This is a genomic window from Rhodococcus sp. GXMU-t2271, assembly GCF_041414735.1.
Taxonomy (GTDB): domain Bacteria; phylum Actinomycetota; class Actinomycetes; order Mycobacteriales; family Mycobacteriaceae; genus Rhodococcus; species Rhodococcus indonesiensis.
In genome coordinates this window covers 14,804-26,551 of record NZ_JAUIZP010000032.1, presented here as the reverse complement: position 1 = coordinate 26,551, position 11,748 = coordinate 14,804, and the positions used below count along the sequence as shown (strand labels likewise).

Below are 11,748 nucleotides of genomic sequence, written 5' to 3'. Positions count from 1 at the left end.
GTGTCACTCTTGGTTAGCCCGAACGAGCAGATCAGAGCCATCAGAACGCCAACGGCGGCGCGGGCGGCCAACGAGAGAACCACGCCCTCGAGGTGTTCAGGAGAGGAACTACACGCGTGACGATCGACGAGACCACACCAGCCGACAACGGACGGAACTCGAAGGCATCACGACGCACCAGCGACCGGGGGATCGGCCCCGCTTCCCGAAAGGGTGCGCTGGTCGACAAGCTCCTCGCCGGGGAGCCGTACGCCCTCGCGTTCGGTGGCCAGGGTGCCCCGTGGCTCAGCTCCCTCGAGGAGCTCAGCCGCGACAACGGACTCGAGCCGGTCCTGACCGAACTGGTCAACGAGGCCGACGCGCTGCTCGCGCCCGTCGCACACGACCTCGTCGTGGTGCGCCCGAGCGGCTTCGACCCCATCGCCTGGATGCTCGAGCAGGAAGTCGCCGACGAGGACGAGACGCCCGTCGCCGGCCCCTCCGAGACCACACTGACCTCCGCCGCGGTGTCACTGCCCGGCGTGTTCCTGACCCAGGTGGCCGCGCTGCGCGCGCTGGCGAACCAGGGCCTCGACGTGACCGCGCAGGCCCCGGCCGCCGTGATCGGCCACTCCCAGGGCGTGCTCGCCGTCGCGGCCACCGAGGCCGCCGGCGCCAAGGACGGGCAGATCCTCGCGATCGCCCAGCTCATCGGTGCCGCTGCCACCCTCGTCGGCCGCCGCCGCGGCATCATCGCGGGCGCCGAGCGCTTCCCGATGCTCGCCGTCGCGAACGTCGACCCCGAGCGCCTGCGCGCCGTCGTCGCCGAGGTCTTCGCCGACCAGGATCCGCAGCGTTCCGCTGTCGTCGCCATCCGCAACGCCCGTCGCCGCGTCGTGCTGTCCGGCCCGCCGGCCGCCCTGGCGCGCGTGCAGCAGCGCTGCGAGGAGATCTCGGCCGCGGAGACCCGCGAACGTGAGGCGAAGAAGCGCGGCGGTGCCGTGTTCGCCCCCACCTTCGAGCCGGTCTCCGCCGAGATCGGATTCCATCACCCCGCGCTGGCCGACGCGGTCGAGCAGGTCGCGGACTGGGCCTCTCGCTGCGGCCTGGACGCCGACCTCGCCCGTTCGCTGGCGCAGGAAGTGCTCGTCGACCCGGTCGACTGGGTCGCCCTCGTCGACGACGCCGTCGCGGCCGGTGCCTCGTGGATCCTGGATCTGGGTCCCGGTGAGCTGCTGACGCGTATGACCAGCTCGGGCCTGCGCGGCCAGGGTGTGGGCATCATCGCCGCCGCCACCCGCGGTGGTCAGCGCAACCTGCTGACCCCGGGCGCCGAGCCCGAGGTGCCGCAGCCGTGGTCCGCGTTCGCGCCGAAGCCGGTCACCTTGCCCGACGGCCGCCAGGGCGTCGAGACGTCCTTCACGCGCCTGACCGGCCGCTCGCCGATCCTGCTGGCCGGCATGACGCCGACCACCGTCGATCCGAAGATCGTCGCCGCCGCGGCCAACGCCGGCCACTGGGCCGAGCTCGCCGGCGGTGGCCAGGTCACCGAGCAGATTTTCGCCGACCACGTCGAGGAGCTGAAGGGGCTGCTCGAGCCGGGCCGCGCCGTGCAGTTCAACTCGATGTTCCTCGACCCGTACCTGTGGAAGCTGCACGTGGGCGGCAAGCGGCTCGTGCCGCGGGCCCGCGCCGCGGGCGCGCCGTTCGACGGTGTGGTCGTCACCGCCGGCATCCCCGAGCTCGAGGAAGCCGTCTCGATCATCGAGGAGCTGACCGAGGCCGGCATCAGCTACGTCGCGTTCAAGCCGGGCACCGTGGCGCAGATCCGCTCGGTGATCCGCATCGCGAACGAGGTGCCGAACTACCCGGTCATCGTCCACATCGAGGGCGGCCGCGCCGGCGGCCACCACTCGTGGGAGGACCTCGACGACCTGCTGCTCGCCACCTACGCCGAGCTGCGCACCCGGTCCAACCTGGTGCTGTGCGTCGGCGGTGGCATCGGCACCCCCGAGCGGGCCGCCGACTACCTGACCGGCCGCTGGTCCACCGCCCACGGCTTCCCGGCGATGCCGCTCGACGGCATCCTGGTCGGCACCGCGGCGATGGCGACGCTCGAGGCGACCACGTCGCCCGAGGTCAAGCGGATGCTCGTCGAGACCCCCGGCACCCCGGACTGGGTCGGCGCCGGCACCGCCTCCGGCGGCATGGCCTCCGGCCGTAGCCAGCTGGGCGCGGACATCCACGAGATCGACAACGCGGCGTCCCGCACCGGGCGCCTGCTCGACGAGGTCGCCGGCGACGCCGAGGCCGTGGCCGCGCGCCGCGACGAGATCATCGCTGCGCTGGACGTCACCGCGAAGCCGTATTTCGGCGACGTCGCCGAGATGACCTACGGGCAGTGGCTCGCCCGCTACCTCGAGCTCGCAGTCGGCTCGCAGGAGGTGGCCGACGCGGCCGAGAACCCGTGGATCGACGTCACCTGGCGTGAGCGCTTCCGCGAGATGCTGCAGCGTGCCGAGTCCCGTCTGCATCCGGCCGATCGTGGCCCCATCCCGACGCTGTTCGCCGACGACGCGGCCCTCGACCGGCCGTACGCGGCGCTGGCGACGCTGACCGGGCAGTTCCCGGATGCCGATTCGGTGGTCCTGCACCCGGCCGACGTCCCGTTCTTCGTCGCGCTGTGCCGCACCCCGGGCAAGCCGGTGAACTTCGTGCCGGTGGTCGATCAGGACGTGCGTCGCTGGTGGCGGTCCGATTCCCTGTGGCAGGCCCACGATCCGCGCTACAGCGCAGATCAGGTCTGCATCATCCCGGGCACCGTCGCCGTCGCGGGCATCACCCGCGCCGACGAGCCCGTCGGTGAGCTGCTCGACCGGTTCGAGAAGGCCACCGTCGACGAGCTGGTCGCGGCCGGCGTCGAGCCGGTGCAGATCGCGGCTCGTCGTCACCAGGACCTCGCGTCCGGTCTGCTCGACGCGGTGCTGTCGGCTCCGGATGTGAACTGGGCCGGCCGCCAGACCGTGAACCCGGTGCACCGCCTCGGTGACCTGGACGAGTGGTCCGTCGAATCCGACACCGCCGCCGTGCACGCCGCGACGGGCGCCACCCTGAGCGTTCTCGACGCCGAGCACGTGGGCCTGACGGTGCCGCTCGCGGGGGACAAGACCGTCGAGATCCGCCTGACCGTGCCGGCCACCGTGCACACCGGTGGCGCTCCCGTCGTCACCGCGGAGGACGCGTCGGCGTCCATGTCGGCGCTGCTCGGTGTCGCCGCCGGCCAGGAGCTGCCCGCGGTGAAGAAGGGCGCGGCCCGCATCACTCTCGGGTGGCTGCCGGAGAAGATCGCCGACCATGCCGGTGTCACGGGTTCGGGACTGCCGTCGACGCTGACCCCGAGTGCCCACGGTGTGCCCGACGTCCTCGTCGGCGCGTGCTGGCCAGCGGTGTTCGCCGCGCTCGGCGCCGCGCAGACCGACGACAGCCTGTCGGTGATCGAGGGCATGCTCGACCTGGTCCATCTCGACCACGCCGTCGACGTGAAGGACGGTCTGCCGACCGATCCGTCGATCCTGGGTGTCAAGGCCGAGGTGCAGGACGTGGTCGACACCGACCTCGGCCGGGTGGTCGAGGTGCATGTCGAGATCACCGCCGACAACGGCAACGGTTCCGGGGACGCCACGGTCGCGACGCTGATCGAGCGCTTCGCGATCCGCGGCCGCACCGGTAAGGCAGAGCTGGCCGATCCGGTTCGCGCCGGCGGTGCCGTGAGCGAGGACGCGGTGGAGACCCCACGTCGCCGCCGCCGAGACGCCGTGATCGTCGCCCCGATCGACATGAGCGCCTTCGCGCGTGTCTCGGGCGACCACAACCCGATCCACACCTCGGACAACGCTGCCCTGCTGGCCGGTCTGGGCACCCCGATCGTGCACGGCATGTGGCTCTCGGCCGCCGCCCAGCAGGTCGTGACCGCCCTCGAGTCCGACGCCAAGCTGCCGGCCCGCCGCCTGACGGCGTGGACCGCCCGGTTCCTCGGCATGGTGCGCCCCGGCGCGCAGATCGACGTGCGGGTCGACCGCATCGCGACCGACCGCGGCGCCGAGATCGTCGAGGTGGGCTGCCGCGTGGACGGCGACCTGGTGATGGTCGCCACCGGCCGCACCGCTGCCCCGCGCACGGTGTACGCGTTCCCCGGCCAGGGCATCCAGCGTCCCGGCATGGGCCTGGACGCCCGTGCCCGCAGCAAGGCCGCCCGGGAGATCTGGGATCGCGCCGACAAGCACACCCGCAAGGCCCTGGGCTTCTCCATCCTGGCCGTGGTGCGCGACAACCCGACCGTGCTCAAGGCCCGTGGGGTCACCCACAAGCATCCGGACGGCGTGCTGCACCTGACCCAGTTCACGCAGGTCGCGATGGCGACCCTGGGCGTCGCCCAGATCGCGGAACTGCGTGAGGCCGGCGCCTTCGTCGAGGGCGCGTTCCTGGCTGGTCACTCGGTGGGCGAGTACAACGCCCTCGCCGCCGTGGCCGGGGTGCTGCCGCTCGAGGCGGTGCTCGAGGTGGTGTTCAGCCGCGGATCGGCGATGCACGCCCTCGTGCCGCGCGACGAGCACGGCCGTTCGGACTACCGCATGGCCGCGATCCGCCCGTCGCAGTTCGGTGTCGCCGACGCCGATCTCGAGGCGTTCGTCGCCGGGGTCGCCGAGGAGACCGGCGAGTTCCTGCAGATCGTCAACCTGAACCTGCGCGGCTCGCAGTACGCGATCGCCGGCACGGTCGCCGGCCTCGAGGTCCTCGAGTCCGTGATCGAGCGCAAGGTCGCCGAGTTCGGTGGCAAGCGTGCGTTCATCCTGGTCCCGGGGATCGACGTGCCGTTCCACTCGACCGTCCTGCGCGGCGGCGTGGACGACTTCCGGGAGCGCCTGCTGAACCTGCTGCCGGAGCAGATCGATCCCGACATCCTCATCGGCCGCTACATCCCGAACCTGGTGCCCAAGCCGTTCGACCTGGGCCGGGAGTTCGTCCAGGAGATCGCCGACCTGGTGCCGTCCGAGCCGCTGGCCGAGGTCCTCGCGGACTTCGACACCTGGGCAGCCGATCGCTCGAAGCTGTGCCGCGTCGTGCTCGCCGAGCTGCTCGCGTGGCAGTTCGCGTCCCCGGTCCGCTGGATCGAGACGCAGGACCTGCTGTTCGCCGACGAGGCCGACGGCGGCCTGGGCGTCGAGCGGTTCGTCGAGGTCGGCCTCGGTGCCGCCCCGACGGTGGCGAACCTGGCGTCGCAGACGCTGAAGCTGCCGGGCCGCTTCGGGCAGCCGGTCGAGGTGCTCAACATCGAGCGCGAGGCCTCGGTCGTGTACTCCACGGACGTCGATCCGGCGCCGGTGGAGGACGACGAGCCGGCCTCGGCCGAGACGTCCGCGGCCGCCCCGGCTGCGGCTGCCGCTCCGGCCGCCGCACCTGCCGCTCCGGCGGGTGGCCCGCGTCCGGACGACATCGCGTTCAAGGCCGCCGACGCCACGAAGGTGCTCATCGCCCTGTGGACGAAGCTGCGCCCGGATCAGGTCGGTCCCGCCGACACGATCGAGGCGCTGTGCGACGGCGTGTCCTCGCGGCGCAACCAGCTGCTCGTCGACCTCGGTTCGGAGCTGTCGCTCGGCGCCATCGACGGTGCCGCCGACGCCGACATGGGCGCGCTCGCCGCCACGGTCGATCGCCTGGCCCGCACCTACCGGCCCTTCGGTCCGGTGCTGTCGGATTCCGTCAACGACCACCTGCGCAAGGTGTTCGGTCCGTCGGGCAAGCGTCCCGCCTACGTCGCCGACCGCGTCACCAAGGTGTGGGGCCTGGGCGAGGGCTGGGCGTCGCACGTGACCGCGGAGGTCGCGCTCGGCAGCCGGGACGGTTCGTCCGTCCGCGGCGGTGCGCTCGGCGGTCTGTCCGACGGCACGCTGTCCGACGGCGGCGCCGTCGACAAGCTGATCGATGCTGCGGTGCAGTCGGTCGCCGGCCGCCGCGGTGTCGCGGTGTCGATGCCGTCCGCCGGTGGCGGCGGCGGTGCCACCGTCGACGCTGCCGCGCTCGGCGAGTTCGCCGAGGGCATCACCGGCTCGAACGGTGTGCTCGCCAAGACCGCGCGTCTGATCCTGTCCGAGCTGGGCCTGGCCGACGCGGCCTCGGACCTCGCGGACAAGGCGGACACGGAACTGGTCGACCTGGTCTCGGCGGAGCTGGGCTCCGACTGGCAGCGGCTGGTCGCGCCGGCGTTCGATGCCCGCAAGGCCGTGCTGATCGACGACCGGTGGGCGACGGCTCGTGAGGACCTGGCCCGCGTGTGGCTCGGTGCCGAGATCGCCGCGGAGCGCTTCGCCGGTGCGGGCGCCACGGTGGCTGCGCACGCCACGTTCTGGGCGGGCAAGGCCACCGAGGCCGGCCGCACGGAACTCGCGCGGACCTTCGAGGCGATCGCGACGGCTGCCCGGCAGACCGGCGACGCCGAGTACGCCGGCGAGGTCGCCGTCGTCACCGGCGCCAGCAAGGGCGGGATCGCGGCCGCGGTCGCGGCGAAGCTGCTCGCCGGCGGCGCGACGGTCGTGGTCACCACCTCGAGCCTGAACGACAGCCGCCTCGGCTTCTACAAGGAGCTGTACGCAGGCAACGCGCGGTCCGGTGCGGCCCTGTGGGTGGTTCCGGCCAACATGGCGTCCTACTCCGACGTCGACGCCCTGGTGCAGTGGCTCGGCACCGAGACCGTGGAGACCGCGGGCGGCGCCAAGAAGCTGATCAAGGAGGCTCTGACCCCGACGCTGCTGTTCCCGTTCGCCGCGCCGCGCGTGGTCGGGTCGATGGCCGACGCCGGTGCCCGCGCCGAGATGGAGATGCGGGTCCTGCTGTGGTCGGTGGAGCGCCTCATCGCGGGGCTGGCCGACATCGGCTACGACCGCGACGTCGACACCCACCTGCACGTCGTGCTGCCGGGTTCGCCGAACCGCGGCAAGTTCGGCGGCGACGGTGCGTACGGCGAGGCGAAGGCCGCGCTGGACGCGATCGTCAACCGCTGGCACGCCGAGCGCACGTGGGCCGAGCGGGTCACCCTCGCTCACGCCCTCATCGGCTGGGTCCGGGGCACGGGCCTGATGGGCGGCAACGATCCGCTGGTCGAGGCCGCCGAGGCCGCCGGTGTGCGCACCTGGTCGACCGACGAGATGGCCGTCGAGCTGCTGAAGCTCGTCACCGCCGGCTCCAAGGAGTCCGCTGCGGCCGCGCCGCTGGTGGCGGACCTGACCGGGGGCCTGTCCGAGGCCGACATCGACCTGCCGGCCCTGGCCAAGCAGGCTCAGGAGGAGGCCGAGGCGCAGGCCGCGGCCGAGACCGAGTCCGACGAGGTCACCATCGCGGCGCTGCCCGCGCCGCCGCGCCTGGACGCGACGTCGCCTGCGCCGGAGTGGAAGCCGCTCGACGTCGATCCCGCCGATCTGGTGGTCATCGTCGGCGCCGGCGAGCTCGGCCCGTACGGCTCGGCCCGCACCCGCTTCGAGATGGAGGTCGACGAGGAACTGTCGGCCGCCGGTGTGCTCGAGCTGGCTTGGGTCACGGGTCTTGTGGCATGGGAGAACGATCCCACCCCGGGCTGGTACGACGCGGAGACCGGCGAGCTGGTGCCCGAGGCGGAGATCGCCGACCGGTACCACGATGCGGTGGTCGAGCGCTGCGGCATCCGCCGCTACGGCGACGACGGCGCGATGATCGACAATGCGGCGCCGCTGCTGACCTCGGTGTTCCTGGACAAGGACCTGTCCTTCGTGGTCGGGTCCGAGGCCGAGGCCCGCGCGTTCGTCGACGCCGACCCGGAGAACACCGTCGCGCAGTCGGTTCCGGACAGCGGTGACTGGACCGTCACCCGTAAGGCCGGCACCGAGATCCGGGTGCCCCGCAAGATGAACCTGACGCGCACGGTCGGTGGCCAGATCCCGACCGGGTTCGACGTCACCAAGTGGGGCATCCCCGCCGACATGGCCGAGTCCGTGGACCGGGTGGGCCTGTGGAACATCGTGACCACGGTGGACGCGTTCCTCTCGAGCGGTTTCACCCCGTCGGAGCTCATGCGCTGGGTGCACCCCTCGTACGTGGCGAACACCCAGGGCACCGGCATGGGCGGCATGACCTCGATGCGGTCGCTGTACATCGACACGCTGCTCGGCGAGTCCCGCGCGAACGACATCCTGCAGGAGGCCCTGCCGAACGTCATCGCCGCGCACGTCGTGCAGTCGTACGTCGGTGGCTACGGCGCGATGGTGCACCCGGTGGCGGCGTGCGCGACGGCCGCGGTGTCGGTCGAGGAGGGTGTCGACAAGATCAAGCTGGGCAAGGCGCAGCTGGTCGTCGCCGGCGGCTTCGACGACCTCGGTATCGAGGGCATCGTCGGGTTCGGTGACATGTCGGCCACCGCGAAGTCGGACGACATGACGGCCAAGGGCATCAGCGACCGCCGGTTCTCCCGCGCCAACGATCGCCGGCGCGGTGGGTTCGTCGAGTCCGCCGGTGGCGGCACGGTCCTGCTCGCCCGCGGCGACCTGGCACTGGAGATGGGCCTGCCCGTCCTCGGTGTGGTCGCATGGGCCGGTTCCTTCGCCGACGGCGTACACACCTCGATCCCGGCTCCGGGCATCGGTGCCCTCGGCGCCGGCCGCGGCGGGCTCGAGTCGGGCCTGGCGCGGGAGCTGCGCAAGCTCGGTGTCACCGCCGACGACATCGCGGTGATCTCCAAGCACGACACCTCCACAGCGGCCAACGACCCGAACGAGGCGGAGCTGCACGAGCGCCTGGCGGGGTCGCTGGGCCGCAGCGACGGTGCGCCGATGTTCGTGGTGTCGCAGAAGTCGCTGACCGGTCACGCCAAGGGCGGCGCGGCGGCGTTCCAGCTGATCGGCCTGTGCCAGGTCCTCAGCCAGGGCATCGTCCCGCCGAACCGCAGCCTGGACTGCGTCGACGACAAGATGGCCGGGTTCGAGCACCTGGTGTGGCCGCGCACCCCGCTCCGCTTCGGCGAGCAGTACGCGCTCAAGGCCGGTCTGCTGACCAGCCTCGGGTTCGGCCACGTGTCGGGGCTGATCGCGGTGGTCCACCCGCAGGCGTTCGTCGAGGCGATCCCGGCGGAGCGCCGGCAGGCCTACGTCGAGCAGGCTCAGGCCCGCGCCGTCGCCGGTAAGCGCCGCCTCGCGGAGGCCATGACCGGGGGTGCGGCCCTGTACCAGCGGCCCGCCGACCGCCGCTTCGGCGGGGACTCGGTGCCGGCCGACGCGGCACGCCAGCTCGAAGCGGACGTGCTGCTCTCGCCGCAGGCACGACTGGGCGACGGCGACGTGTACCGTTCGGGTCTGCCCGGCTGCAAGTAGCCGCCGGCCGCACGGTCACAGAGAGCGGGTCACGGGACGGATGGGAGTTGCGGGGATCGGGTTCGACCTGGTCACGGTGTCGGAGTTCGAGGAACAGCTGGGCCGCGCAGGTACGGCGATGCTCTCGAACTTCACGCCGGGCGAGCGTCGGGACGCGAACACCCGCAGCTCCCGTCCCGGCCGCCACTTCGCGGCCCGGTGGGCTGCGAAGGAGGCGCTGATCAAGGCGTGGTCGGCGTCGCTGTTCGGCAGCCCGCCGGTGCTGCCGGAGACCGTGCACCGGCAGATCGAGGTGGTCTCCGATGCGTGGGGCCGACCCGGGATCCGGCTGCACGGCGATGTCGCCGCGCACCTGACCGGGGTGCGGATCCACGTCTCGCTCACGCACGACGGCGACATGGCGGGGGCGTTCGTCGTGCTCGAGGAGGACCCACAAGCGTAGGGCCCGGGTGGTGGTTTCAGGCGGAGGAAGTGCGGACTTCCTCCGCCTGTTGCGTTTCGGAGTCGCGGTCGTCGGCCCGGCGGGACTCCTCCGCCCGGGCGGCCTCTTCGCGGCGTTTGCGCCGCTTGGCGCTCGTCCGGGACTCCTTCTCGGCCACCATCAGGTACGCGCCCATCAGCCGCTTGAGTTCGACGACCGCGTCGGCGTGGCTCTGGTTGTCCTGCACGGAGAAGTTCAGCATCGAGTACACGACGTGCACGAGCACCTCGGCCATCAGGGTGCGGCGCTCGCGCGGAGTGTCGGGCATGAGCGGAGCCAGCATCCGCGCGATCTGCTCGGCGAATTCCTTCTCGTGGATCGCGCCGGTCGCCCGCGTCGACGGGGTGGACTGCATCGCGAGCCACACCTCCCGCCGCGACGGGTCCGACATCCACAGACCGGCGAGATGGTCGACGAAGGCGTTGAGGAACCGCAGCCAGTCCACGGACGGGACGACGCCGTCGAACTTGGCGAGCTCGTCCTGCACGCCTACCAGGTCCTGCCGGTTCAGTTCACAAACGATGACGTACTTGTTGGCGAAGAACTGGTAGAGGGTGCCGATGGGTACGTCGGCCCGGGCGGCCACCTCTTCGCAGGTGAACGATTCGAAGCCGACCTCGGTGAGCAGTTCGCGGGACGCGGCGAGCAGCGCGTCGAACTTGCGCCGGCTGCGCTCCTGCGTCGGGCGGCGGCGCGGCACGAGCTCCTGGGGTGCCGCCTGGACCTCCAGCGCCGGATCGATTCGGCGTGGGGTACGGCCGCGCTTCGTTGCAGACTCCACGCGCCCAGGCTAGCCGGAGGTTGTCCGAATTCCGAACTTCTAGCTGTGAGGGCGAGTCTCAGCTAACACCTCGGGGGTGGCCGTCGGCTCACTTGACGAGGGTGAACTGCATGACGTCGATGTGGCCGGTCCGGAAGTGCTCGGCGGAACCGTTCAGGTACTTCATGAACCGCGCGTACATCTCCTCCGACGACAGGGCGATCGCCTCGTCGCGGCGGGCCGACAGGGCCGCGGCCCAGTGTTCGAGGGTGCGGACGTAGTGCGGAGCCAGGGCCTGGATGCGTTCGACCCGGAATCCGGCCCGCTCCGCGCCTTCGACCACGGTCTCGGGCTGCGGCAACTGCCCGCCGGGGAAGATATCCCGTTTGATGAAGATGTGGAACAGCGCGTTCTCGCGGGTCACCGGGATTCCCCGCTCGCGCAGTGTGGTGAGCCGGTGCCCCACGATGGTGTGCAGCAGCATCCGCCCGTCCGGCGGCAACATGTCGTGGCACTTGGTGAAGAACTGGTCGTAGCGTTCGCTCCGGAAGTGCTCGAATGCGCCGATGCTCACGATGCGGTCCACCCGCCCGTCGAATTCCTCCCAGCCCTGCAGGCGCACGTCCACGGTGCGGGGGCCGGGCAGTCGCGCGGCGAGGTCGCGGACATGCTCGTACTGGTTGCGGCTGAGGGTGAGCCCGATCGTGTCCACGTCGTAGTGGGTGGCCGCGCGCACCATCGTCGAGCCCCAGCCGCATCCGACGTCGAGCAGTGTCATGCCCGGGTGCAGGTCGCACTTGCCGAGCGACAGATCGACCTTCGCGGCCTGGGCCTGCTCGAGCGTCATGTCGTCCCGCTCGAAGTATGCGCAGCTGTAGGTCATGGACGGATCGAGGAACAGGGTGAAGAACTCGTCCGAGAGGTCGTAGTGGGACTGGACCTGCCGGTAGAAGGGCGTGAGTGCGGTCTGCGGACTGGGTGGCATCGCAGTGCCTTCCGTTCGAGGGTCGGCCGGCCCCCTGCCTCTTGTGGACCGTTCCGCCCGTTGGCGACCCCGACATCGCGAAATGTACGCCGGAAACCGGCGGGACGAGCATGCTTCGATCCGGACGGGCTGTACCCGTACCGAAAACGAG

At 71.6% G+C, this 11,748-nt stretch carries 4 protein-coding genes; 2 read left to right on the top strand and 2 right to left on the bottom strand.

The window, feature by feature from the left end:
- The first annotated feature begins 116 nt into the window (after positions 1-116).
- Both QYS60_RS13040 and QYS60_RS13035 read left to right on the top strand, forming a co-directional pair.
- Entirely contained in the window at positions 117-9,371 is a 9,255-nt protein-coding gene (locus QYS60_RS13040) for a fatty acid synthase subunit beta domain-containing protein (RefSeq protein WP_371383375.1), read from the top strand.
- Positions 9,372-9,411: 40 nt separating this feature from the next.
- Entirely contained in the window at positions 9,412-9,813 is a 402-nt protein-coding gene (locus QYS60_RS13035; protein ID WP_054373802.1) for a holo-ACP synthase, read from the top strand.
- A 16-nt stretch (positions 9,814-9,829) separates the two neighbouring features.
- Here QYS60_RS13035 and QYS60_RS13030 read toward each other — a convergent pair whose 3' ends face one another.
- The gene (locus QYS60_RS13030; RefSeq protein WP_040784145.1) at positions 9,830-10,633 is read right to left on the bottom strand and encodes a TetR family transcriptional regulator; all 804 of its coding nucleotides are present in this window, start codon (positions 10,631-10,633) and stop codon (positions 9,830-9,832) included.
- 88 nt (positions 10,634-10,721) lie between these two features.
- On the bottom strand, positions 10,722-11,597 hold the full coding sequence (locus QYS60_RS13025) for a cyclopropane mycolic acid synthase family methyltransferase (RefSeq protein WP_371383374.1): 876 nt from the start codon (positions 11,595-11,597) through the stop codon (positions 10,722-10,724).
- Positions 11,598-11,748: the final 151 nt, after the last annotated feature.

Coding starts and splice junctions, on each gene's coding strand:
- QYS60_RS13025 (WP_371383374.1), bottom strand. CDS start 11,597: ATGCCACCCAGTCCGCAGACCGCACTCACGCCCTTCTACCGGCAGGTC.
- QYS60_RS13035 (WP_054373802.1), top strand. CDS start 9,412: ATGGGAGTTGCGGGGATCGGGTTCGACCTGGTCACGGTGTCGGAGTTC.